The sequence below is a fragment of the Vibrio ponticus genome (genome assembly GCF_009938225.1).
Taxonomy (GTDB): Bacteria; Pseudomonadota; Gammaproteobacteria; order Enterobacterales; family Vibrionaceae; genus Vibrio; species Vibrio ponticus.
In genome coordinates this window covers 1,299,233-1,325,007 of record NZ_AP019657.1, presented here as the reverse complement: position 1 = coordinate 1,325,007, position 25,775 = coordinate 1,299,233, and the positions used below count along the sequence as shown (strand labels likewise).

The window sequence follows — 25,775 nt, the reverse complement described above, 5'->3', positions numbered from 1 at the left end:
AAGTGGGCCAAAAGGCATTTTAATTCATTGCCTAGTAGGGAATGGCATGAACCAAAAAAATGGTCTGTTGCCATTAGCAAACTAAATGCCAACTTTTTAGTCTAAATATCAAGCAATTCAGTGCAAAATTGTGGACAAAAAGGGGCTTTGCGACAATTTGTCGCACTAGTGCTCGATCCCAATGAGCAAACCTTGGTACACTCTGACCCAATAACTGAAAATCGACTGAGAAATGATATGTCTTCATCTTTAGACGCCAGCAAATTACTTCAATACCAAGCATTTTCCGTCCTCGTGGTAGACGATGAGGCGGGGATGCAGGCAATTTTGCAAAAAGCGCTAAGCAAATGGTTCTCAAAAGTAGATACCGCAGGCAGCATTGAGCAAGCAGAAACACTGCGCCTCGCCAATCACTATGACCTTATAATTTTAGACATTAACTTGCCGGGGCGCTCAGGTATTGAGTGGGAAGAAGCATTCAATGATGAAGAACGCAAAGCGGATGTAATTTTTATGACCGGCTATGCGGATCTTGAAACAGCGATATCGGCACTTAAGCTTGGTGCGACGGACTTTATCCTTAAACCATTTAATCTCAGTCAAATGTTGCAGTCGGTGCAACGTTGTATGGACAAACGTCTCAATGAACGTCTGCAGTTTGCCCTGCGCCGCGATGTTAAGCGACATATTGTCACAGAAATAGCCGGCAGCTCAGACAAAACTCAGCAGTTACGTCATCTCATTAGCCAATTTGCGCCATCGCGTGCGTCAGTGCTTATTGAAGGCGAGTCAGGCACTGGTAAAGAGCTCGTTGCTCGCGGTGTACATGAAGCCAGCGGTCGTAGTGGCCCATTTATTCCGGTTAACTGTGGAGCTATTGCTCCTGAGCTTTTAGAGAGTGAATTATTCGGTCACACCTCTGGCGCATTTACTGGTGCGAAGAAAGGAAGAGAAGGTCTATTTCGCGTCGCTAACGGCGGCACACTGTTTCTTGATGAAATCGGTGAGATGCCTCTTTCGATGCAATCAGCTCTGCTGCGCGTACTAGAGCAGCGAGCGATTCGCCCGGTAGGCAGCGAAAAAGAGATCAGTGTTGATGTTCGTGTAGTTGCGGCGACTAACCGTAATCTGCAACAAGAAGTTGGCAAGGGCAATTTCCGTGAAGATTTGTTCTATCGTTTAAATGTACTCAAAATTGATGTTGCTCCACTACGTGAACGTAAGGCAGACCTCAATGAGTTGGTTCCATTTTTTACAAAAATGCTCTCTGCTGAGCTTGGCGTTGCCGATCCTAACTGGGCACATGAAGACATAGAAGCGCTGAATAACTATGACTGGCCGGGTAATATTCGCGAGCTGAAAAACTTGATTGAGCGTTGCATCCTATTAGGTAAACCACCAGCACATTACTGGCGTGAGCTGAACATCAATCAGCCGCAGCAGAATATTTCTATGACAGTCACGACAGGATCTCAATTGATCGATGTTGCTGAAGCTCCGCGTACGCCTGGGCAAGGTTATCCAAATTCATGGACACTCAAAGAAGTGGAAAAATCCCATATCCAGCAGTTAGTGGATTTTCATGACGGCAATAAGTCAGCTGCGTCACGTGATCTTGGTGTCGCGCGTAAAACATTAGAGCGTAAATACAAAGAGTGGGACGCAGAGGATTCAGATTATGCCGAATAATGGCAATCATGATCATCACAGCTTAATCGGTAAGTGGCGCTATCGTTTTAAGACGATGGTGCGTTATCGCTTGATGATTTTAACCTCGGCACCGATTTTCCTGACTCTGTTGGCTTTGATTGGTATCACCATCTATTGGTCGATTCACTATACCTGGCAAAGTACCCTGATTGATGTGTCAGAGCGCCTTGAGGTAGCCAACAACAGCATTGAACTGATCCAACAAAAGCAGGCGAACCATGTCGAAGCGTTCACCGAGTCATATGATTTTCGCGTACGTCTTGAAAGTAACCTGCCACAATCAGAGCTAAAACGCTGGGTAGCGGAACAAAAACAGCGCTACAACCTCGACTTTCTCTGTTTTCACCGGATTGGCGAGTTGGAGTCAGGTTTTGATTATCCGCGTTTGACGAAACAGGAATCATTTTTTGATCTTTTGAGTAATCAAGATCTCGCTGCGCTGGATAGTAACTTAGCCAGTCGCGCACAAGTCCCAATTCTTAACGGAGAAGAAGTAGAAAACCGAGGTTTGGTTAGTCGTACCGTTATTCCAGTTTATAACAATGAGAACATGCTTGTTGGCTATATGGATGGGGGATTACTTCTTAACAACAGTACGATCTTAGTCGATCAAATTCGCGATCTGATTTACCCAAGTCAACGCGATCATCTACGCCCGTTAGGCACACTAACTCTGTTCTTGGGCGATTTACGTGTCAGTACCAACGTACCACTGGATAGCGCGGAGCATGTTGGACGCGCGATTGGTACGCGCGTGTCTGACGAAGTGCGTCAAGCGGTGCTTAACGACGGTCAGCAATGGGTGGATAGAGCCTATGTATATGATGCTTGGTACATCAGTGCTTATCAGCCTATCCGTGATAAGAATGACCATGTAATCGGTATGCTGTATACCGGCTATTTGATGTGGCCATTCTTAAAAGCTTATGTAACCAATATTGCTGAAATCAGTATTACCACCATTGTACTGCTGATTATTTCTGGCGTGATGGTGTATCGCGGCTCAAGGGATTTGTTTAATCCGATTGAGCACATCTATCGCGTAGTGAAAATGATCCAATTGGGTAAGGAAACGCGCATTGGACCTTTAGGGCTCGATGATGAGCATGAGCTTGCTCAACTGGCGAAGCAATTTGATAACATGCTGGATTTGCTCAGACAACGGAAAAATGAGCTCAAGTACGCCGCGATTGAGTTAGAAGGTAAAGTTCAGCAACGTACCGCTAGCCTTGAAGAAAAAACCGCTGAATTAGAGCTGCATATTCAACTATTGAACCAGACGCGCGATAAGCTGGTGGTGCATGAAAAACTATCCGCGCTCGGAGAGCTAACAGCGGGGATTGCTCACGAGATCAATAACCCAAGTGCGGTTATTCTCGGTAACGTGGAGCTGATTCAGTTTGAATTAGGTGAAGATGCGCAGCGCGTGCAGGAAGAGCTGGACGCGATTCACGCTCAGATAGATCGGATACGCAATATCACTCGCAGCTTGCTGCAATATAGCCGTCAGGGTGGGGTTCAGGATGAAATTACCTGGCAACACGTTAACCCAATCGTAGAAGAGAGTATTACGCTAGTGAAAACCGGCAGTAAGAAGCGTGATATCGAGTTTGTGACCGATCTTAAAGCTCATAGCTCGGTGGAAATTAACCGTCACCAACTGCTGCAAATTCTGGTGAACTTACAGATGAATGGTATTCATGCGATGCAGGGCAAAGGTAAGTTAACCATTCGCAGTGAAGACTGGCTGGAAGATGGGCAGGAGCGCGGTGCATTGATTCACATTCAAGATGAAGGTACTGGTATTAAGCCGGAAAACATTAAACGTATTTTCTCGCCGTTCTATACCACGAAACGTGACGGTACAGGCTTAGGTCTGTCGGTTTCGCAAAGTATTTTGAGCCAGACAGGTGGTGAGTTAACCGTGGAGTCGGAATATGGACATGGCAGTTGTTTTACTATCCGGTTACCGAAAAAAGCCGAAATTGATTTGTTGTTTTCAACCAAAGCTTAACCAGTAAGTTTTTAATACTAGAACGACTCGCATAAAAAACGCCTTCCAAGTGAAGGCGTTTTGCTATCTAACGGTTAGAGATAAAGTTAAATCGCTTAACCTGCGTTCACCGCAATCTTAGGCGGTTTGATACCGTGTTTACGAAACTCTTTCATCACACGCAGAGTGATATCGGTTTCAAACAGTTTTTCATACGCGGTATCCACCACATAAGCTTTACAGGTTAACTGAATCGCTAAGTAGTTATCCGCCATAGTCTGTTTAACAAGGACCGTAACCGGCTTAGGCAGGTGAATGTAACGGCTCGACGACGCCGCTTCCTGGATTAGGTCGCGGGCGAGGGTGATATCCTCATCCATACTGACATAAAACGGAATCACCACCTGCATATCTAGCGCACCATAGTTGCCACTCACCACCACCTCATTCAAGAATTTGTTGTTTGGGATAGTAATGATGTCATCGTTCAACGTACGCATACGCACAGAACGCAAACCGATAGTAATGATATCGCCATAGTTTCCTTCAAACGTGACGCGGTCACCTACTTGGAACGGACGGTCAACCATCACTGTAATACCTGCGATAAACGAGGCAGCAAGGTCTTTCAGTGCAAAACCGACCGAAACTGCGAGCGTACCACCAATAAGCGCAAGGATTTGGTCATTGATACGAAAACTCATCATAAACACCACCACACCTGTGGTCATGTAGATGAAAAATTGCATAAATGATTGCAGCTTTTGTAGCAGCATGCGGTATTGAACAAACTGGCTACCAAAGCTTTCAACCATTGAGTTGATGAACTTAAGTAGAATCCATGTGCCGGCAATGACGAACAATGAGAAGAACACACCACTCCAGCGAACTAAACTGGCTATTTTTGAAATGTTCTCGACGTTGGCTATCTCTTCTGTCGCCATCGCTGGTAAGGCAAAAAGCGACAGGAATAGTAAGGTTATTATTGTTTTCATACTACTTCACCAATAAATGTTGACGATCAAGAACGTTTGTAATGTGTCGGAACCAATGGTCTGAAACGCGAGCTTGGTCTTCTGTCCATTCGATGTACCCACGGCTTTGGAAATAGCGCAGGATGCCAGTAATCTCAGCAAGACTTAATTGGGTGCAGTCAGAAAGAATCTCTGGCGAAGCGATCTCCAATTGAATAATAGAACGTAATACTGCCAACATTGGTTTAGGCATGTTTTCCAACTCTTGCGATTCCGGCACATGGAACAAACGAACCACCGCTTGATCGGTCTCTTTGTTGCGATTGATCGACAAGCGGAAGAAACGCAGCGCGACGGTAGGGTTACCATCCGAGTAGTGCCAAAGAATACGATAGAAGCCTAGCTTAGCGCGCTCTTCTTCACTTAAATCGTCTTGATCCCACTGCTTCGGAACCACCAAGCCTTCAAATGAGAGAGGCTTTTCCAACTCTTTGTTAATTCGACTATTAAGCAGTTCAGCGATCTGTTTTTCGTTCCAGCGCGGTAGGAAGCACACCAAATCAAACAACAGGCGTTCACCACGAGCACGATCGACAAAGCGCCAACTTGATTTCACAATCGAGAACACAATACGGTGGTTTTTCTTTGAACGACGTAGCAAGTTAGTGATGCGCATTAGATCGCTCAAGCCACCAACCATTGGTTTAACCAAGCGGTGCGCGTTATCAATCGCGATCAAATAAGCGGTTTCGCTTTTACGCAGGTGAGCAAGAATTTGAATCTCACTCGCTTCTTCATCTAACCCAATACTTAGCGCGAGTTGTGACAATAATTCACCGTAACCTGCGTATGGGCAGTTAAGGTAAATTGGCTCGGCATTAGATACCTTGTTAAGCATGGTATTTAATAGCGTTGTCGCGCCGATACCGCGCTCCCCAGATACCACACAGATAGCTGGGCTATCAGACATTAAGTAGCGTGACAGCTGTTTGAGCTCGTCACTGGCGTAACCAATCAGCGTACTGTCGATATTGCCTGGTAATACATAGTCAAAGACTTGCTCGCCTTTAATGCGTACTAGGTTGTGTTGGCATTTATCAATATCAGATTGTTTCGCCACTTCAATACGGAATAGGTAAGCCAACGCTTGACTAAACAAAGTCGAACGCGACAACAATCCCATCAATTGATGTTTCGCGCTGTCTAAGCTGAGCCAAACAATGCCCAGCGCGGTTGCTGGAATGTTTAATAGTAAGGTGTTTTGACGATTCACCGCCCAGTTTACCCATACAGGGCGTTCGGTATGGCTTGCGAGAGATTCAAATACCTTTTCTCGCCATAGGCGTAATACAGAGACAGTCACCAATACAAACCAGAAAAACAGCGCGCTGTAGATCCAACTGTAAATCGTGCCTTTACCCAGTGTACGGATTGAGATCTGTAAGATTACACCGGCAATAATGATGCTCCATACGTAACGACGAATGGTCGATAAACGCAGAGCAATGACAGCACGAGATGAACTGCGGCTATTGCGGTAAGCAAACTCGAGAATAAAGCTAATCGCAATCGAGCCACCCAATACCCACCAAGTAAAGATTTCAAGCAGGATCAAATGCTGCAAGCTTGGAATCTGCGAAAGCACGCGGAGCGATAGAGTAATCGCGATTAGCCACGCGATAGCACGGTGAGCACGGCTGATGTACCAAATTAATCTCACCCATAATGGTGGGTTAGATTTGCTTTCTAATTGGCTGACACGGAATAGGTCAATCAGACGTTTGCTGTTTGCCAACCACCATACTAAGCCAAAATAAATGAATAGCACTTTGGTCGCTGCCCAAATCACTGGAATCGGCGAAATAAAGATTTCAGCGACAAGCGATTTGAAGCTGCGGATTTGGAAGTAAACCAAATACTCGACGTTTAACTTAGTTAACTGCCATTCTTGCTTAAACTGAGTCACACCATAAGGACCAAAACCCGTCAAACGGTCGCGATTGGCTGGATTAGTTAGATCCAACAGCACTTGTTTGCTTTGGTTTAAGCTGGTTAAGGTGAAATAAGCACTCTGCACTTGATTCCATTCTTGATCGGCATTATTTGCCCGATAGGCATCAAGATGCTCCGAGAAGCTAGTGATTTGCTCACGTTGAATACGCAGTACACGCGCCAGCAAAAGATTCACTTGTCGCTTATCTTTTGGCGTCATAAATAAGGGTTCCGGTAATTCGGAAATTTGTTGGGCAATTTTAACCGCTTCAGGTGAGCTCTGAGGTTGCGATTGAAAGCCGTACTCGTTAGCCAAGCTTGGCGTTGCAATAAGCAAGCTAGCTAAGACCAATACGCGCAAGTAGAAGTCGCGTAAGTAATAACGCATAGAACACTCTTAAATTTTAGTTATTTGGATTTATTGTAGTTGTTTTGGCGGAAGTGGTTGCTCCGCGCCCAAGGATGGGCGTCGAATTCTAGAGGCTAGATGTTGCGCAATGTCAGGGTTGTGTTAAAAAAACACCATTCAATTGAGCGACTTTTCTGACATCTTTAGCTCGAGATATGTCGATTGGGGCAATTAAATCGCGATTTGAAGGGTATAGCGAGTGCCATAATAGGCAGCAAAATAGGTTCAAATCTTGTAGTTATCTGACCGGTAATGAAAACAACGCTTGCAGTAGAGACGCTTTATCAGTAACGTTGCGCGGTTTTTACCCCTTTAATTCATTTAAGCTAAGGTACAGGTTTTGATCTCTACTGCTAATATCACGCAACAATTTGGCGCTAAGCCACTATTTGAAAATATCTCAGTTAAATTCGGCGAAGGTAACCGTTACGGTCTTATCGGCGCGAATGGCTGTGGTAAATCAACGTTTATGAAAATCCTTAGTGGCGAGTTAGAGCCAAGCGGCGGTAACGTTAGCTACGATCCAAATGAACGTGTTGCTAAGCTAAACCAGGACCAGTTTGCGTACGAGCAGTACACAGTAATCGATACTGTAATCATGGGTTATAAAGAACTGTGGGAAGTGAAACAGGAACGTGACCGTATTTATTCTCTAGCTGAAATGAGCGAAGAAGACGGCATGAAGGTTGCGGACCTTGAAGTTGAGTTCGCTGAGATGGACGGCTACATGGCTGAATCTAAAGCTGGCGAACTGCTACTTGCGGTAGGTATCCCACTAGAGCAGCACTACGGTCTAATGAGCGAAGTGGCACCAGGCTGGAAACTGCGTGTGCTACTGGCACAGGTTCTATTCGCTGACCCGCACATCATGCTACTAGACGAACCAACCAACAACTTGGATATGGACACTATCCGTTGGTTGGAAGAGACGCTAAACCAACGTAACTGCACGATGATCATCATCTCGCACGACCGTCACTTCCTAAACTCAGTATGTACTCACATGGCTGACTTAGATTACGGTGAACTGCGCCTTTACCCGGGTAACTACGACGAGTACATGACTGCGGCGAGCCAAGCCCGTGAACGTCTACTTTCTGACAATGCGAAGAAGAAAGCGCAAATTGCTGAGCTACAAACATTCGTAGCGCGTTTCTCTGCAAACGCATCAAAAGCAAAACAAGCAACATCACGTGCGAAACAGATCGATAAGATCCAACTAGACGAAGTAAAAGCATCTAGCCGTCAAAACCCATTTATTCGTTTTGAACAATCTAAAGAGCTATTCCGTAACGCTCTAGAAGTTGAAAACCTAAGCCAAGGTTTTGAAGAAGACTTGTTTGCTAACTTCAATGCAATTTTCGAAGTTGGTGAGCGCGTTGCTATCATCGGTGAGAACGGTGTTGGTAAGACAACACTACTAAACACGCTGGCAGGTGTGCTAGAACCACGTACAGGCGCATATAAGTGGTCTGAAAACTCTAACATCGGTTACTACGCTCAAGATCACGCACATGATTTTGAAGAAGACTTGAAACTGATGGATTGGATGGGTCAATGGCGTCAAGAGGGCGATGACGAGCAAGTACTACGTAGCTTCCTGGGTCGTATGCTATTTGGTCAAGACGACATTAAGAAGTCAGTAAAAGTTCTGTCTGGTGGTGAGCAAGGTCGTATGCTGCTTGGTAAGCTAATGATGCAAAAACCAAACATGCTGCTAATGGACGAACCAACTAACCACATGGATATGGAATCTATTGAATCACTGAACACAGCGTTAGAGCAGTACAAAGGTACGCTATTCTTCGTATCGCATGACCGTGTATTCGTAGACTCACTAGCAACACGCATCCTAGAGATCCGTGATGGTAAGATCCACGATTTCCGTGGTACATACGCAGAGTTCCTGCAAGCGCGTGGTATTCAAGGTTAGTTATTCAAGGTTACTTAGTTAACGTTTAAATTAGTAACGCACAAATCGAAAGGGCTAGTTCAATAACTAGCCCTTTTTTGTACGTGTCTCTTAGATGCTCGAGACTTTGGCTGGTAAAGCCTAGTAACGGAACTGTCCAACCAGACTACCTAGTTTCTGGTTCACCTCTTGCACTTGGCTACTGTATTTCACCGAATCTTGCACTTCATTGTAGGTATCGCTAGCGAGCGAGGCGATGTGAGTAATATTACGGTCAATCTCACCGGACACCATCGACTGCTCTTCCGAAGCGGTTGCGATTTGCGTGTTCATATTGAACAACTCTTCTATCTGCTGATTAACGCTATCGATAGCATCCACCACTTGTTGTGTGTCTTGCATGGTTGCTTCAGCTTGCTCTTGGCTAGCCGCCATGATTGAAACCGTAGTATGGATTTGGCTAGAAAGGTTGGTGATGGTTGACTCTATCTGGCGAGTTGAATTATCCGTCTTCATTGAGAGATCGCGCACCTCATCGGCGACGACAGCAAATCCTCTGCCATGTTCGCCTGCCCGAGCGGCTTCTATCGCCGCGTTGAGCGCCAATAGGTTAGTTTGCTCTGCTATTCCTTGGATAGTTGATATTACCGAGTTGATTTGACGACTTTGCTCTTCAAGCTGTTCGATTAACTGTTGAGAGTTGGCAATATCACCGGATAGGGTCTGCATACTCGCACTGGCTTGCTGGGTAATGTCTCTAGCGAGCTGCGAGGCGTCTTTCATATTTGCCGCACTGACAGCAGCCTGTTCGATATTCGACGTAATTTCATTGCTGGTGTGCACCAATTCGTTAATCGCAGTCGCTACGGACTCTGACTCGATTTTTTGTTGCTCGGCATTATCCATACTTTTACTTGCCGCTTGAGTGCTCATAGAGGCACTGTAGTCGAGCACATCCTTTGCCGAAGCGACATCTTTAATCAAGTTATGCAGCTTACAAGTAAAGGTATCGAATGAATTCGCTAATTGTGCCAGTTCATCATTACCAGACGCGTTCATACGCGCGGTCAGGTCGCCATTGCCTTGGGCAATATCGTGCATCATAGATTGAATACTCTGGATGCGACCTAAAATATTGCGACCGATGAGCATCAATAGCCCAGACAAGATAAGTGCGAGTAAACCACCAAAAATGTGCAGTTGCATTTTTACCTTGTCAGCGGCAAGCAGAATTGAAGACTCGATATCACCTTGTAGAGATAGTATCTCTTGCTCTGTTGTATGCACGGTACTTCTTAAATCTCCACGAATGCCCAGGTTAGGCGTTAAACCCAGTTGGATATTGGCTTTAAATAAGTTGACCAGGTCAGTTTGATAGTTATTAAACGCACTTTGTACACGAGAGAGATAAGCGAACTCTTGATAAAAAGTCTGTAGGGATTGGGAGAGTTCTAATTCCGTTTGCTCTGAGGGATAGGCAAGGTAGTGGAAGTCTTTTTCCATCAATTCAGACAGCGCCACTTTGGCTTCTAAGTTACCTAGGTTAATCACACTTTGACGCAGTTCACTGCGAGAGGCTGTCAGCTTATTAATAAGAGACTCGCCGCTAGTCTTTGAATCAATTAGCTCAATTTGCGCGACGAGTTGTTGGAACTTAACACCGTATTGTTGGAGCGTATCACTGATAGTGCTCATACGACCATCGAGAGGAAGTCCGTGAGTGGTAATACGTTGATCGAGTTGTTTGAGTCGCTCAGTCAGTTGTAGAAAAGTTTGGTCAAAACGCTGCTGATACTTGATGTCGTGACGAGCGATAAAGTCTTTTTCATGACGCCTTAATGTGAGTAAGTCGATCTCTGATTCAGCGTTTTCTACCGACGCCAACTCCAACTCATGCATGTTATTGAGGCTGTATTGCTCGAAGAATCCGTAACAGATTACGCCGAACAGAAGAATGATGTTTATGGTGAGCAATTTGGTTTTAATACTAAAACGATCAAGCAGACTTTTCGGCTTAGTATCACTGGCAGGTACGGTTTGTGTTTGAGTGCCTTGGAACATAGCTTCTCCCTAGAGACTGACGTTTAAAGACCGCGTAGAGTCGTTTTTGTGATCGCGGATATTAAACTAATAGCATTAGAGAGGGGTTTTGCAACCATAGTGTGAAATGAAAAGCCCCTGATGATACAGGGGCTTTACGCTTATTCGGCTTGTTCGCCTTTGACATCAAAAGTGATTTTTTCAGCACCCGTAAAGACTTGGAAACGTAAGCCTTTCGCACGAGCAATGGTAGTAATACCAAACTTGCGGGCTAAATCGAGTCCCATTTGTGTCACGCCAGAGCGAGACAGCAGCACAGGGATACCCATTTGCGCCACTTTGATCACCATCTCAGAGGTTAAGCGACCTGTAGTGTAGAAAATCTTATCATCGCCGCTTTCTTCGTTAATCCACATTTCACCAGCTAGAGTGTCAACCGCGTTGTGACGACCAACATCTTCTACAAACGATAATACCTGATCGCCTTTACACACCGCACAGCCATGTACAGCGCCAGCTTTCTTGTAGGTATCATTGTAATGAGTTAATGCTTCAAGCGCGGTATAGATTTCTGATTGTTTAAGGGGAGTTTGTGGTACTTGGTAATTCTCAAGTTGCTTCATTACATTACCGTACATAGTGCCTTGACCACACCCAGACGTAACGGTTTTCTTTTTGAGCGCGCTTTCAACATGCTCGGTATTCTCTTTCGTAATGACTGCAGCGCTGCTGGTTTCCCAATCGATAATGACCGACTCAATCGCGTTTGGATCCGATAGGAAACTTTGGTTCTTCAAGTAACCTAAAACCAAAGACTCCGGGCGTGATCCCAAAGTCATTAACGTAACCACTTCTTTCCAGTTCAACATTACCGTAAGAGGGCGCTCACACGCGATCTGTTTGGTAAGCTTTTCGCCGTATTCGTCGTATACCTCAACTTCGATAGTTTGTAATGGATTCTCACTGGTTTTAATTATATTTGGTTTAACCACGTTTATTCCTATTGTTGTTCGTTCATCAGACAAGCGATGAGGGAATGAAGTTTCTGTCATCATAATACATCAAATAAGCAATAACTGTTCCTAAAGCAAAGATAAATGTCATAGACGCTTAAAGGTATTACAATTAAGGAATGAATATTGCTTAGTTGTCAGCAGAGTAATTATCAAACCAGAATCAAAATTCAAACAGCATGGTGAATTATGTCTACTATAACGCTTGAGAAAACAGAGCAACATTGGCCGATAGAATGTGAACTAACGGCAAAAGAAGTCTCTATGGGTAAATGGACGACGATTCAACAGCAACTAACCGGTTTCAATCTTAAACCTGAACAGCAAAGTGACCGTCTAGTGTTACTGCAACTGCATAAAGATGAGCGCACCGAGTACCGCTTTAATTTAAGCTCACAACAGCCTAAGCTTTTCTTAGTACTGGACACCTTTGAAGGTGAAGATAATCCAAAGATCGTGACATTAACGGCATCTCAGAGCGTTGCATCGCGTTATATGGATGGCGATTATCTCGTACTATCGAATGATATGCCTTTGGCAATTCATGCTTGGATGGAAGCCTTTATAGGGCGTCATGGTGAGCTATTAGAAGTAAGACGTAAAAAACGCGCAGGAGCGGGTCGATCAAATGGTAACTAGTTTTATTAGCCGCTGGTCTAAGCGTAAGCTAGACGAAAAAGCTAAAGAGTTATTGAGTACAGAAGAGACTCAAGTTGCTGAGAAAGTAAATGAACATAGCGATGAGATAAACGCTGAGCTTTCAACGCCTATTGATGAATCGCAACCAGCGATTGCTGCATCGGAAACAGAGACTGGCGCTACGGCAGCGAATGAGGCTGAAAAGCCGGAAGAGATGTCGATTGCGAATCTACTGGTTTCAGAAGCGGAACAAAGTGTTAAGAAAGCTGCACTGCGTAAACTGTTTCTATCAGAAGAGTTTAACGTGCGTGATGGTCTAGACGATTACGATGAAGACTACAGTAATCTTAAGACCCTTTCTCAAAGCGTGGCAGAAACGTTACGTGATTGGGTAAAAGAACAGCCAGAAGAAGAGGCAGAGAAAGAATCTACTATAGCGGCTGCATCTGAAAACGACGATGCTGAAGCTAAGGGTGAACTCACTGATCAAGACGTCTCGACAGAGGGGGATGCAGCAGTGACTACCAATGAAAGCCAAGCCCAAGATCTTGATATCGAAGCTGAGGGTACAGATGCTGGAACTGTGGATGCAAAAGGTACCGATGGAGAAGGTGAGACAAAATATACCACACAATAATTAGGTACATTTTGACTAAATGATTAAGATGCCGATTGCGACAATTTGTCTCAGTCGGCTTTTTTGTCTCGTTAGCTTGCTTTGTTCTTAGTTAAGTTGTTGAAAAATAAAAATATAAAAGTTGGTACGCCTTTTGCAATACGGCATCTAGATAAATTATCCGGTTGCAAACGGAATAGAGCAATGCTTAAACAACTACTACAAGAAGCAACATCAAACAATGGTAAAGCAAGACTTTACGCGTTTGAGAATACGGTTGAGCTGACTAACCTAATCCCACCAACAGTGAGCTATGAAAGTGGCGGTAACACGTTAATTGTTGGTCCTACTGCGATTATTGAAAGTGCGGCGCAACAACTAGAGCAGATGAACAGCCTAACTCTACTATCAACCGATGGTGAGAAGGGGACACACGCGAATCTTTACTTTGCTAATGCAGTTGAAGTATCAGGTTTTCTCGGTGCTTTCGAGGTTCAAACTGTGAATAACCTAATTCGCAGTAACCTAGCAGAAGTGGCAATTGGTCATGATTGTTTCGATGTCGTACTCGATCTATGTCTTAACAGCTGCATGACTGAAGAAGTGCCTGTACCGGGTTATTACCCAGTTGGTCGCGGTTACCCAAAATTGGCTGATGCTCTGGAAGAAATTCCGACTCTGATGGGCACATTTGATAAGCCAAAATTCTTCCGTCTAAATACCGATTTGTGTGCGCATAGCTCTCGCGGTGTTAAAGGCTGTGAGCGTTGTGTCGATGCTTGTCCTGCTGGTGCATTATCAAGTCAAGGCAGTGACAAAACCGGTCACCGTATCGAGATCAATCCATACCTATGTCAAGGTGTTGGTACTTGTGCGACAGCATGTCCAACAGAAGCGATTCATTACGCACTGCCTAATCCGCAAGATACTCAAAAATTCATTGAGCGTACGCTAGCTAACTATGAGAAAGCGGGCGGTCTAGATCCTATCGTTTTAATTTGTAGCTCTCGTCATGAAAGTTACAACGTGATGGCACTAAAAGCATTACCAGACAATGTTATTCCAGTTGTGGTGGAAGAGCTGCCATCGGTAGGTATTGATACTTGGTTTGCTGCACTGGTTAATGGCGCGACTCAAGTACTTTTTGCTGCTAGCCGTTTTATGCCAGCAACGATTATCCGCATTTTGAATAACGAAGTGGCGATTGCTCAAGAGCTATTAAGTCAACTTGGTATCCAAAAAGAGTGTATCGATATTCTTTACCTAGAGTCATTACGTGAAGGTCCTCCAACACTATGTACCGATTCATTTGATCTTGCGCTTGGTGATCTTGAAGGTAACAAACGTCAACGTCTGTTTACTGCTCTAGATGCGCTAGCCATTTCACGTATTCCGGTGGAGAACGCAGTAGAACTCGCAACTAGTGCGCCATACGGTAATGTGGAATGCCAATCGAGCGATTGTACGCTTTGTATGAGTTGTGTCGCGGTTTGTCCAACACGTGCACTGCATACCGATGGTGAATCACCTTCATTGAAGTTTGTTGAACAAGACTGTGTTCAATGTGGTTTATGTGTGAAAGCGTGTCCGGAAAAGGTTCTAACGCTGACTCCACGTATGAACTGGGATAAAGATTCTCGTCAAAATGCCCGCGTAATTCATGAAGAAAAAGCAGCGGAATGTATCCGTTGTCACAAACCTTTCGCACCACAGTCTATGATTGATATGTTGCAATCTAAGTTACGCGGTCACTCTCACTTCTCTGATGAAGCGGCGATTAACCGTATTGCAATGTGTGAAGATTGCCGTGTTATCGACATGTTCGAAGCAATGGCTGATGACCCAATGAAACAACTGAAATACTAGGAGTCAGGTGTGGAAAACAATAACGAACAAGCGACACTGCGCCAAGATATCTATTTACTTCTGGCTTCTCTGTTTCGCCAATTGCCTTCACAAGATCTCGTTGCTTTTCTTGCAGACTTGGAAATTGAATCTGCAGAAAGCGCAATGCAACAAGCTTGGCAAGCACTAAAAGTCGCGGCTCAAGAAAGTGAGCCAGAAGCGCTAGAAGATGAATTCCAAGACCTATTTATCGGTATTGGTCGTGGTGAAGTGGTTCCATTTGGCTCTTGGCATATGGCTGGAGCACTGATGGAAAAACCTCTAGCAGAGATCCGCAACGATCTAGAGATCCTCGGTTTCGAGCGTGAAGATAACGTTAAAGAGCCAGAAGATCATATTTCAGCGCTATGCGAAGTGATGGCGATGCTAACTAGCGAGCAAGAGTGCACCCAACAAGTGTTTTTCAATAAACACATTGCACCTTGGTACGAGTCACTAGCGAAGCAGATCGAACAAGCACAACACGCAAAGTTTTATTTGGCAGTTGCTCAGTTGTTACGTGCTTTTGGCACGGTAGAGCAGGTGCAATTTAGTCAAAACATTAAGAGTAAAACCCATTTAAAAATTGATGTGAAAAACGTAACTGAGTACGAGTAATAGCATCGATAAGAGGGGCGTTAAGCCTCCACAACACTACCTTAAGAGGGTAAGGAAGCAACCATGAAAGATAATAATGAAATAAACACAAGCCGCAGGGATCTCCTGAAAGGCTTAACAACTGCTGCCGTTGCTGGTGCAGTTGTCGCTGGGACAAGCAAAGTGGCAACCGCTGCAGAAACTGCAGAAATTAAACCTGACGTAAAGAAGACTGGCTATCGTGAAACTCAGCACATTCGCGATTACTACGACACACTGTAATTAGGAGCATTACGCATGAAATTAGTGAAACGCTCTGATTCAGTGAGCAAAGAGCAAAACCAACTTGGTGTTTCTCGTCGTACATTTATGAAAAACTCTTCACTAGCTGCTGGTGGCGCGGTTGTAGGTGCAAGCCTATTCGCTCCTGGCATGATGAAGAAAGCACAAGCTAAACCTGTTGATCCAGATGCAAAGACAGAAGTAAAACGTACTATCTGTTCACACTGTTCTGTAGGTTGTGGTATCTACGCTGAAGTGCAACAAGGTGTTTGGACTGGTCAAGAGCCAGCATTCGATCACCCGTTCAACGCTGGTGGTCACTGTGCAAAAGGTGCAGCACTGCGTGAACACGGTCACGGTGAGCGTCGTCTTAAGTACCCAATGAAGCTTGAAAACGGTAAGTGGAAGAAGCTTTCTTGGGATCAAGCGCTAGAAGAGATCAGTAAGAAAACACTAGAGATCCGTGAACAATCGGGTCCTGATGCGGTTTACTTCCTAGGTAGTGCGAAGCACAACAACGAGCAGGCATACCTGTATCGTAAAATGGCGTCGCTATGGGGTACCAACAACGTTGACCACCAAGCACGTATCTGTCACTCAACCACAGTAGCCGGTGTAGCAAACACTTGGGGTTACGGTGCGATGACAAACTCTTTCAACGATATGCACAACTGTAAATCGATGCTATTTATCGGCTCGAACCCAGCAGAAGCTCACCCTGTAGCAATGCAGCATATCCTTATCGCGAAAGAGAAGAGCAACTGTAAGATCGTAGTAGCAGACCCTCGTCGTACTCGTACAGCGGCTAAAGCGGATCATTACGTATCACTACGTCCAGGTTCAGACGTTGCGTTTATCTGGGGTGTACTATGGCACGTATTCGCGAATAACTGGGAAGACAAAGAGTTTATCCAACAACGCGTATTCGGTATGGATGAAATCCGTGCAGAAGTAGCGAAATGGAACCCAGCAGAAGTTGAACGTGTAACTGGCGTAAGCGAAGCAGACGTGTACCACACGGCTAAACTTCTTTCTGAACATCGCCCAGGCTGTGTTGTATGGTGTATGGGTGGTACTCAACATACTACTGGTAACAACAACACACGTGCTTACTGTGTACTTGAGCTAGCGCTAGGTAACATGGGTAAATCTGGCGGCGGTGCAAACATTTTCCGTGGTCACGATAACGTACAAGGTGCAACTGACCTTGGCGTACTATCTGATACGCTACCTGGTTACTACGGTCTTTCTGAAGGTGCATGGCGTCACTGGTCGAAAGTTTGGGACGTAGATTTTGATTGGGTTCAAAACCGTTTCGACAACAATGAATACGGCGGTCAAAAACCAATGCACAGTGCAGGTATTCCTGTATCTCGCTGGGTTGATGGTGTTCTTGAAGACAAAGACAAGATCCGTCAGCGTGAAAACATTCGTGCAATGTTCTACTGGGGTCACGCAGTAAACTCTCAGACTCGTGGTCCTGAGATGAAGAAAGCGATGCAAAAGCTGGATATGATGGTTATCGTTGACCCATACCCAACAGTTGCAGCGGTAATGAACGATCGTACAGACGGCGTTTACCTGCTTCCAGCAACCACTCAGTTTGAAACTCACGGTAGTGTAACCGCATCTAACCGCTCAATTCAGTGGCGTGATCAGGTTATCCAACCGCTATTTGATTCAAAACCTGACCATGAAATCATCTACCTACTGTCACAAAAACTAGGTATTGCTGATCAACTGTTCAAAAACATCAAAGTTGAAAACAACCAGCCTGTAATCGAAGACATTACACGCGAATTCAACAAAGGTATGTGGACAATCGGTTACACAGGTCAAAGCCCTGAGCGTCTAAAAGAGCACCAACAAAACTGGCACACATTCCACAAGACAACGCTTGAAGCGGAAGGTGGCCCTGCAAACGGTGAAACTTACGGTCTGCCTTGGCCATGTTGGGGTACGCCTGAGATGAAACACCCAGGTACTCACATCCTTTACGATACGTCTAAGACGGTTGCTGAGGGTGGCGGTAACTTCCGTACTCGTTTCGGTGTTGAATTTGAAGGTCAAAGCCTACTGGCTGAAGACAGCTACTCAAAAGGCTGTGAGATCCAAGATGGTTACCCAGAATTCACTGACAAGCTGCTAAAACAACTTGGTTGGTGGGATGACCTAACGGCTGAAGAAAAAGCAGCAGCTGAAGGCAAAAACTGGAAGACTGACCTTTCAGGTGGTATCCAACGTGTTGCGATTAAACACGGTTGTATCCCATTTGGTAACGGTAAAGCACGTGCGATCGTTTGGACTTTCCCAGACCGCGTACCACTACACCGTGAGCCACTGTACACACCACGTCGCGATCTTGTTGCTGATTACCCAACTTGGGATGACAAAGAAGCGATCTTCCGTGTACCAACCTTGTACAAGTCAATTCAGAAAGAAGATAAGTCAGGTGAATACCCAATTATCCTAACTTCTGGTCGTCTGGTTGAGTACGAAGGTGGCGGTGAAGAGACACGTTCAAACCCATGGCTTGCTGAACTACAACAAGAGATGTTTGTAGAAGTGAACCCTAAAGACGCTAACGATCTTGGCTTTAAAGATGGTGATGACGTTTGGGTTGAAGGTGCAGAGAAAGGTCGCATCAAGGTTAAAGCGATGGTTACTCGTCGTGTTAAACCTGGTCTTGCGTTCATTCCATTCCACTTTGGCGGTAAGTTCGAAGGTGAAGATCTTCGTCACAAGTACCCAGAAGGTACTGACCCATACGTGATTGGTGAAGCAGCGAACACTGCAACCACTTACGGTTACGACCCTGTTACTTTGATGCAGGAAACTAAAGTAACCCTATGTAACATTCGTAAAGCGTAAGGAGTCAAGAAATGGCACGAATGAAATTCCTATGTGACACCAAACGCTGTATCGAATGTAACGGCTGTGTGACTGCATGTAAAAACGAAAACGACGACGCGCTAGAGTGGGGTATTCAACGCCGCCGCGTAGTAACACTTAACGATGGCGAACCAGGTGAAAACTCAATCTCAGTCGCTTGTATGCACTGTACAGACGCGCCTTGTATGGCCGTTTGTCCTGCAGACTGTTTTGAGCACACTGAAGATGGCATTGTTCTACACAACAAAGATCTATGTATCGGTTGTGGTTACTGTCTATTTGCGTGTCCGTTCGGTGCGCCTCAGTTCCCTAAACAAGCTTCGTTTGGTGAGCGCGGTAAGATGGACAAATGTACATTCTGTGCAGGCGGTCCAAACACTGAACCTGGCTCAGTAGAAGAGCGTGAGAAGTACGGTGCTAACCGTATTGCTGAAGGTAAACTACCTATGTGTGCTTCTCTATGTTCAACTAAAGCACTACTAGCTGGTGATGCTGAGAAAGTATCAGACATCTTCCGTCAACGTGTGGTTCAGCGTGGTGCTGAAAACGCGGGTTGGACAAACGGTGAAGATCTGTCTTTCGACGCAACAAAAAGCTAAGGTTTGGAGAGAGATATGACACATCTGTTTAAACGTCTCTCTCTTGCAGTGCTGCCATTTTTGGCAGCACTGGCAATGGCTCTTTCACTGCCAGCGGCAGCGCAAGAGTCAGTGCCAACTGCGCAGAAAGAGATGGCACAGCTTGCTGGTACACAATTCTGGAAAGAAGTACGTGAAGGTGAGTCTGGCTATACAACGTCTAAGTTCCCAGAGCACGGTGTTCTTATCAGTACGCCAGGCGAGACTTGGTTTGTACTAAAAGAGAAATGGATGTCTCCGGCTGGTGCAGTAGCGATCTTCGGTAGTATCGCGATGGTTATCATGGCGTACGTATTTGTTGGCCCGCTAATGCTGAGCAAACCACGTACCGGTAAGAAGATGAAGCGTTGGTCTCGTTGGGACCGCGCACTACACTGGAGCATGGCGTTTACATTCTTGACGCTTGCGTTCAGTGGTCTGATGCTGGTTTATGGTAAGCACTTCTTAAAGCCTTATGTTCCAAGTGAGTTCTGGGGCTTTGTGATCATGCTAGCCAAGCAATACCACAACTACGTAGGTCCATTGTTCTTTGTTTTACTTACTTTTGTTCTGCTGAAGTGGTGGCGCAAGTCTATCCCTAACATGACTGACGTTCGTTGGTTTATGAAAATGGGTGGCATGGTTGGTAAGCACAAGGGTACGCATCCTTCTGCAGGTTTCTCTAACGGTGGTGAAAAAGCGATTTATTGGTTGCTAATCGGCTTTGGCGCTATCGCTGCGGTAAGTGGCTTGATCCTTGACTTCCCAATCTTTGGTCAAACACGTCGCGACATGGAAATCTCTAACTTAGTGCACATGTTCTCTGCACTGATCCTGATCTGTGGTTTCATTTTCCACATCTATATCGGTCTATTCGGTATGGAAGGTGCACTTGAAGGCATGGTAACTGGCGAAGTTGACGAGACTTGGGCGAAAGAACACCACGACTTGTGGTACGAAGAAGTTAAAGCAAAAGAAGCGATGGGCGAGGCTGAGCCGAGCGAAACTGTGCAAAAAGGAGTAAAAGCTGATGAACAAACCTCATAATGGTATTTGGGTTGCGTACATCCTAAGCTGCTTTACGCCTTTCACATTCCTTATTTCAGGTGTAATTGCAATTATATATGCGGGTTACCGTCTGGATAAGGGCGAAGATGATGATGTAGTTACCTCGCATTACTACGGAATAATCCGTACGTTTTTCTTGTACTTCACATTCTTCGTTGTGCTTATTGTAACGGTAGCGACAACCAATGGTGTATTAGAGGGTATCGAACGTTATTGGTTCCACAATACACTGCTGGATAAAATTGCTTACGCAATTCCAGTGATTGGTGGCGTGTTCGCGATCTTAGCGATCCTTGTGTGGTTTGTACGCATGTTCCAAGGCATGCAACAGCTTAAAGCAAATAAACCGCACCGACCTTCAACTGGTCCTAACCTATAATTCAAAAGGTCTCTTCGGAGACCTTTTTTGATCCCGTCATTTATCATCATGCACAAACCGGACTGCACGCTTAACATGCATCAGCACAGTGCAAATTCCCCACACTAGTGCAAGTAATAGTAGTTCCTGTGTTTCTACTAACTGCAAAGCTTACAGATATTTATCGAAAATTCAGTTGGTTATAATAAATCTGATAAAAGACTAAATTTTGGAACACTCTTTGCTCCGTCAGTCGCTTAATTATTGAATTCACCATCATGGTGAAATAGACGACCAGATGCACAGGATAAGTGCGCTACAACACACGGAGACAATGAATCATGAGTGTAACTGCTAGTCAGGTACATGGAGCTGTACAAACACTAACTCAAAGTTCCGATACGCTTTTCTTATTACTTGGTGCGATTATGGTTTTTTTGATGCATGCAGGCTTTGCGTTTCTTGAAGTAGGAACGGTGCGCCAAAAGAACCAAGTAAACGCGCTGGTTAAGATCCTAGCCGATTTCGGTATCTCAGCCCTCGCATATTTCTTTATTGGTTATTGGGTTGCTTATGGCGCCAACTTCTTTGCTGATGCAGAGACGCTATCGCAAGGCAATGGCTATGAATTAGTGAAGTTTTTCTTCTTACTCACCTTTGCTGCCGCGATACCTGCCATTGTCTCTGGCGGCATTGCCGAACGCGCGCGTTTCTACCCAATCTTGATCGCAACATTCTTTACTGTAGGTCTTGTTTATCCATTGTTTGAAGGCATGATCTGGAATGGTAATTTCGGTGTTCAAGCATGGTTTGAAGCGCAGTTTGGCGTGGGCTTTCATGACTTTGCCGGTTCAGTTGTGGTCCATGGTGTAGGGGGCTGGATAGCACTGGTTGCGGTGAATTTCTTAGGTATGCGTAAAGGACGTATTCGCGCGGGCAAACACACTAACTTTGTACCTTCAAACATCCCGTTTCTTGCACTTGGCGCATGGATTTTGTGTGTCGGCTGGTTTGGCTTCAATGTGATGTCAGCGCAAAGCCTTAATGGCATCAGTGGCTTAGTCGCGATGAACTCATTAATGGCGATGGTTGGAGGCATAGTCGCTTCTCTTATCGCAGGTAAAAATGACCCAGGATTTATCCACAACGGCCCATTGGCGGGGCTTGTGGCTATCTGTGCGGGTTCAGACTTAATGCACCCAATTGGCGCATTGGTTACTGGCGCAATTGCTGGCGTGCTGTTTGTATACCTATTTACCTACTTACAAAACAAAACCAAGATTGATGATGTACTAGGCGTTTGGCCATTGCATGGCGTTTGCGGAGCTTGGGGCGGTATTGCCGCAGGCATTTTTGGTCAATCAGCGTTAGGTGGACTCGGTGGCGTAAGTCTTACAGTGCAAGTTTTAGGAACTTTGCTAGGTATTTCTGTCGCGCTGATTGGTGCTTTGATTGTGTACGGGGCAATTAACGCTATGATGGGATTAAGACTTTCCGAAGAAGAAGAGTACAACGGTGCGGATTTAACCATTCACCGCATCTCTTCCACTAATGATGACTAGAGGATAGAAGCGGCGTAAGCCGCTTTTTTATTGTGACCTAAAGCTAAAAAGTGAATTAACTTCGACTATCGTCTAAAACCATATACCTACAGTTGATGTGGTTTCGGTGTTAAGCTTAATGAAACATAAAAATACAAGGATTGGTGTATGGATTTCCCTTATAGAAATGTAGTCATACTGACAGGCGCTGGTATCTCGGCTGAATCGGGGATTCAAACTTTTCGTACCCAAGATGGACTTTGGGAAAACCACCGCATAGAAGATGTGGCGACACCGGAAGGTTTTGCGCGTAATCCTGATTTAGTACAAGACTTCTACAATCAACGTCGTAGAAAGCTGCAAGATGAGTCTATCAAGCCTAACGCCGCGCATAACGCGTTAGGGCGCTTGGAGCAAGAGCTAAACGGTACCGTGACTATCATTACGCAAAACATCGACAATCTGCATGAGCGTGGTGGTAGCGAAAATGTCATTCACATGCACGGGGAGCTACTTAAAGCGCGTTGTAGCGAATCCAACCAAGTGATCGATCACAACGAAGATATCCAAACAGGCGAATTGTGTCATTGCTGTCAAATGCCTGCCCAGATGAGACCTCATATTGTTTGGTTTGGTGAAATGCCACTGCGCATGGGCGATATTTATGCGGCGATTGAAAAAGCGGACCTATTTGTCTCTATCGGTACATCAGGAGTGGTTTATCCAGCAGCAGGCTTTGTACATGATGCCCGTATGCACGGCGCACACACGATTGAAATCAACCTTGAGCCAAGCGCAGTAGAGAGCGAGTTTAAAGAGAAGCGCTATGGGAAAGCGAGCGTAGAAGTGGCGAAGTTAGTTGATGAGATTCTCGCGGTAAAAAAGGTTAAATCCGCTTAACCTTTGCGTTAAGTGTGCAAAACAAAAGCGGCTACCTAGGTAGCCGCTCTTCAATTCTAGTAAGTAAGATAAATTATCGTACTTTTAGCTTTTGGAAGTACTCGTCGTAAAGCACGCTTGCTTCACCCACTTCATCTTGCCATTCACCGCTATCCATAATCTCTTGTGGAGGGAAGATATTTGGATCGTTAGCAAATTCTTTTGGCAGTAGCTCTAGAGCCGTTTTCACTGGAGTAGGGTAACCAATCTCTAGTGCAATCTTCGCTGCGTTTTCTGGGCGTAGTAGGAAGTCGATCATCTCGTGAGCCGCTTCTACGTTTTTCGCGCCTGCTGGAATTGCTAAGCTGTCCATCCAGAAAATCGCACCTTTTTCAGGCCAGATGATATCGATCTGAGCACCTTCTTGGCGAGCCATGTAAGCAGAACCATTCCAAAGCATGCCTAGCGATACTTCACCAGCAAGGTATGGGTTAGCAGGGAAGTCTGAGTTGAATACCAATACGTTTGGCATTAGCTTTTTCAGCTCTTCATATGCTGCTTCAATTTCAGCTGGGTTAGTTGTATTAGGTGAGTAACCTAGTTTAGATAATGCGATATGGAATACTTCGCGAGAATCATCCATCAGCATTAGCTGACCAGCCCACTTGCTGTCCCAAAAATCAGACCAGTTCTTCACTGTGTCTTTAGGCAGCATTTCAGAGTTGATACCAATACCCGTCGCACCCCAGATGTAAGGGATAGAGAAGTTGTTGTTTGGATCAAAAGGCTTGTTTAGGTAGTTTGGATCCAGATCAGCAAAGTGTGACAATTTCGACTTATCAATCTTTTGGAGCATGCCTTCTTTGCGCATCTTAGATACAAAGTAAGTAGACGGTACTACCAAATCGTAACCGTCACCTTGAGTTTTCAACTTCGCGTACATGCTCTCGTTAGATTCGTACGTTGAGTAGATAACTTTGATGCCAGTTTCTTTTGTAAAGTCTTCAAGAACTTCGTTAGGGATGTATTCCGACCAGTTGTAGAAATACAGTTCTTGATCAGCAGCCATCGCAGGAGAAGCGAATAGGCCAGCTGCGCATAGTGCGCCTGCATAGAATTTACTTTTCATTATATTTCCGTTTTATCTCACCAATTCAGCACATTACCAATCCTGATAACATTCCCTGAGTCAGCATATAAAAGTATAAAAGTGATTATGACTAGATTGTGAATAATCTAGCAGCACGCGATTATATCAGTCCCCAAATAAAAAAGGCAGCGAATGCTGCCTTTTTTGATTGCTATCAAGCGGTTTATTGACCTGCTTTAAGCTTTAGGAAGTAATCTTCGTACTTAACAGTCAAATCACCAACAGAGTCTTGCCATTCAACGCGGTCAAGATCTTCTTGTGATGGGAACAGTGGCGCAACATCTTTGAACTTGTCGTTAGATGCTTTAACCGCTGTTAGGTAACCAGTGTCACCAGAAATTTGCTCTGCGATTTCAGGGCGTAGTAGGAAGTCGATCATCTTATGAGCCGCTTCTACGTTTTTCGCGCCAGAAGAGATTGCAAAGTTATCTACCCAACCGATACCGCCTTCTTTAGGGAATACAAGTTTAAGAGGTAGACCTTCTTTTTGCGCTGCAGCTGCAGAGCCGTTCCAAAGCATACCAACGCCAACTTCACCAGACATGTATGGAGCACCTGGGTTATCAGAGTTGAATACTAGAACGTTAGGCATTAGCTTTTGTAGTTCAGCGTATGCTTCGTCAATTTGTTTTGGATCCGTAGAGTTACCAGAGTAACCTAGTTTACGTAGTGCAATGTGGAACACTTCACGAGTGTCGTCCATTAGCATTACTTGACCTTCAAGCTCAGGTTTCCATAGGTCAGCCCAGCTTTGGAAGTCGTTTGGATCGTACATATCAGTGTTAACCGCTAGACCCGTGATCGCAACAACGTGTGGAATAGAGTAGTCGTTGTTTGGATCGAATGGTTTGTCTAGGTAGTTTACATCTAGGTTCTTGAAGTTAGTCAGTTTTGACTTATCAATCTTCTGTAGCATACCCTCATCACGCATCTTCGCTACGAAGTACGTAGAAGGTACAACTAGATCGTAACCTTGGTTATGAGTTTTTAGCTTTGCATACAAAGTTTCGTTCGACTCATAAGTTGAGTAGATTACTTTGATGCCTGTTTCTTCGGTAAATTGTTCTAGGATATTACTGTTAATGTAAGGACCCCAGTTCATAAATACCAATTCTTTGTTTTCGTCCGCTGCCACTGAACCAGAGAACAGAGAAAGCGCACATGCACTACCAGCTAATAGAGTAGCCCATTTTTTCATCGACGTTAGTC

At 45.0% G+C, this 25,775-nt stretch carries 20 protein-coding genes; 14 read left to right on the top strand and 6 right to left on the bottom strand.

What is annotated here, in order from left to right:
* Window positions 1–237 precede the first annotated feature (237 nt).
* Complete coding sequence (locus tag GZN30_RS05800) at window positions 238–1,689, top strand: sigma-54-dependent transcriptional regulator (RefSeq protein WP_075647922.1); 1,452 nt, start codon at window positions 238–240, stop codon at window positions 1,687–1,689.
* Window positions 1,679–3,724 carry a sensor histidine kinase gene (locus GZN30_RS05795; RefSeq protein WP_075647923.1) on the top strand — a complete coding sequence of 682 codons (2,046 nt, stop codon included), beginning with the start codon at window positions 1,679–1,681 and terminating at the stop codon, window positions 3,722–3,724. The genes GZN30_RS05800 and GZN30_RS05795 overlap by 11 nt, the downstream gene beginning before the upstream one ends.
* A 95-nt stretch (window positions 3,725–3,819) precedes the next feature.
* On the opposite strand, the gene GZN30_RS05790 is transcribed toward GZN30_RS05795, so the two are convergent.
* Together GZN30_RS05790 and GZN30_RS05785 are read right to left on the bottom strand one after the other, a co-directional pair.
* The gene (locus GZN30_RS05790; RefSeq protein WP_075647924.1) at window positions 3,820–4,698 is read right to left on the bottom strand and encodes a mechanosensitive ion channel family protein; all 879 of its coding nucleotides are present in this window, start codon (window positions 4,696–4,698) and stop codon (window positions 3,820–3,822) included.
* 1 nt (window position 4,699) lies between these two features.
* On the bottom strand, window positions 4,700–7,057 hold the full coding sequence (locus GZN30_RS05785; RefSeq protein WP_075647925.1) for an ATP-binding protein: 2,358 nt from the start codon (window positions 7,055–7,057) through the stop codon (window positions 4,700–4,702).
* A gap of 361 nt (window positions 7,058–7,418) precedes the next feature.
* Between GZN30_RS05785 and GZN30_RS05780 the strand changes: the two genes are divergently transcribed.
* Window positions 7,419–9,011 carry an ABC-F family ATPase gene (locus GZN30_RS05780; RefSeq protein ID WP_075647926.1) on the top strand — a complete coding sequence of 531 codons (1,593 nt, stop codon included), beginning with the start codon at window positions 7,419–7,421 and terminating at the stop codon, window positions 9,009–9,011.
* Window positions 9,012–9,131: 120 nt separating this feature from the next.
* Here GZN30_RS05780 and GZN30_RS05775 read toward each other — a convergent pair whose 3' ends face one another.
* Both GZN30_RS05775 and GZN30_RS05770 read right to left on the bottom strand, forming a co-directional pair.
* A complete protein-coding gene (locus GZN30_RS05775; RefSeq protein ID WP_075647927.1) occupies window positions 9,132–11,051 on the bottom strand; it encodes a methyl-accepting chemotaxis protein in 1,920 nt (639 codons plus the stop codon).
* Between the two features lie 140 nt (window positions 11,052–11,191).
* Window positions 11,192–12,022 carry a formate dehydrogenase accessory sulfurtransferase FdhD gene (locus GZN30_RS05770; RefSeq protein ID WP_075647928.1) on the bottom strand — a complete coding sequence of 277 codons (831 nt, stop codon included), beginning with the start codon at window positions 12,020–12,022 and terminating at the stop codon, window positions 11,192–11,194.
* Window positions 12,023–12,232: 210 nt separating this feature from the next.
* On the opposite strand from GZN30_RS05770, the gene GZN30_RS05765 reads away from it, so the two are divergent.
* The 11 genes from GZN30_RS05765 to cobB all read left to right on the top strand — a co-directional run bounded on the left by GZN30_RS05765 (window position 12,233) and on the right by cobB (window position 23,437).
* Complete coding sequence (locus GZN30_RS05765; RefSeq protein WP_075647929.1) at window positions 12,233–12,682, top strand: DUF3305 domain-containing protein; 450 nt, start codon at window positions 12,233–12,235, stop codon at window positions 12,680–12,682.
* Complete coding sequence (locus GZN30_RS05760; protein WP_139312174.1) at window positions 12,672–13,319, top strand: DUF3306 domain-containing protein; 648 nt, start codon at window positions 12,672–12,674, stop codon at window positions 13,317–13,319. Before GZN30_RS05765 ends, GZN30_RS05760 begins: the two co-directional genes overlap by 11 nt.
* Window positions 13,320–13,502: 183 nt before the next feature.
* Window positions 13,503–15,164, top strand: a complete 1,662-nt coding sequence (locus GZN30_RS05755; RefSeq protein ID WP_075647930.1) for a 4Fe-4S binding protein — start codon at window positions 13,503–13,505, stop codon at window positions 15,162–15,164.
* Window positions 15,165–15,173: 9 nt separating this feature from the next.
* Window positions 15,174–15,800: a TorD/DmsD family molecular chaperone gene (locus tag GZN30_RS05750; protein ID WP_075647931.1), complete on the top strand. Its 627-nt coding sequence runs from the start codon at window positions 15,174–15,176 to the stop codon at window positions 15,798–15,800.
* 63 nt (window positions 15,801–15,863) lie between these two features.
* Window positions 15,864–16,061 (top strand): twin-arginine translocation signal domain-containing protein, encoded by a 198-nt coding sequence (locus GZN30_RS05745; protein ID WP_075647932.1) that lies wholly within the window; start codon window positions 15,864–15,866, stop codon window positions 16,059–16,061.
* A 15-nt stretch (window positions 16,062–16,076) separates the two neighbouring features.
* Entirely contained in the window at window positions 16,077–18,932 is a 2,856-nt protein-coding gene (locus tag GZN30_RS05740; protein WP_075647933.1) for a formate dehydrogenase subunit alpha, read from the top strand.
* Window positions 18,933–18,943: 11 nt separating this feature from the next.
* Window positions 18,944–19,552 carry a formate dehydrogenase FDH3 subunit beta gene (fdh3B, locus tag GZN30_RS05735; protein WP_075647934.1) on the top strand — a complete coding sequence of 203 codons (609 nt, stop codon included), beginning with the start codon at window positions 18,944–18,946 and terminating at the stop codon, window positions 19,550–19,552.
* Window positions 19,553–19,567: 15 nt separating this feature from the next.
* Window positions 19,568–20,617 (top strand): formate dehydrogenase subunit gamma, encoded by a 1,050-nt coding sequence (locus GZN30_RS05730; protein WP_075647935.1) that lies wholly within the window; start codon window positions 19,568–19,570, stop codon window positions 20,615–20,617.
* Window positions 20,601–21,017: a hypothetical protein gene (locus GZN30_RS05725; RefSeq protein ID WP_075647936.1), complete on the top strand. Its 417-nt coding sequence runs from the start codon at window positions 20,601–20,603 to the stop codon at window positions 21,015–21,017. The genes GZN30_RS05730 and GZN30_RS05725 overlap by 17 nt, the downstream gene beginning before the upstream one ends.
* A 320-nt stretch (window positions 21,018–21,337) precedes the next feature.
* Complete coding sequence (locus tag GZN30_RS05720; protein WP_075647937.1) at window positions 21,338–22,558, top strand: ammonium transporter; 1,221 nt, start codon at window positions 21,338–21,340, stop codon at window positions 22,556–22,558.
* Between the two features lie 147 nt (window positions 22,559–22,705).
* The gene (gene cobB / locus GZN30_RS05715; protein ID WP_075647938.1) at window positions 22,706–23,437 is read left to right on the top strand and encodes a Sir2 family NAD+-dependent deacetylase; all 732 of its coding nucleotides are present in this window, start codon (window positions 22,706–22,708) and stop codon (window positions 23,435–23,437) included.
* 73 nt (window positions 23,438–23,510) lie between these two features.
* Here cobB and GZN30_RS05710 read toward each other — a convergent pair whose 3' ends face one another.
* Together GZN30_RS05710 and GZN30_RS05705 are read right to left on the bottom strand one after the other, a co-directional pair.
* Window positions 23,511–24,545, bottom strand: a complete 1,035-nt coding sequence (locus GZN30_RS05710) for an extracellular solute-binding protein (protein WP_075647939.1) — start codon at window positions 24,543–24,545, stop codon at window positions 23,511–23,513.
* A gap of 184 nt (window positions 24,546–24,729) precedes the next feature.
* Complete coding sequence (locus tag GZN30_RS05705) at window positions 24,730–25,764, bottom strand: extracellular solute-binding protein (protein WP_075647940.1); 1,035 nt, start codon at window positions 25,762–25,764, stop codon at window positions 24,730–24,732.
* Window positions 25,765–25,775 lie beyond the last annotated feature (11 nt).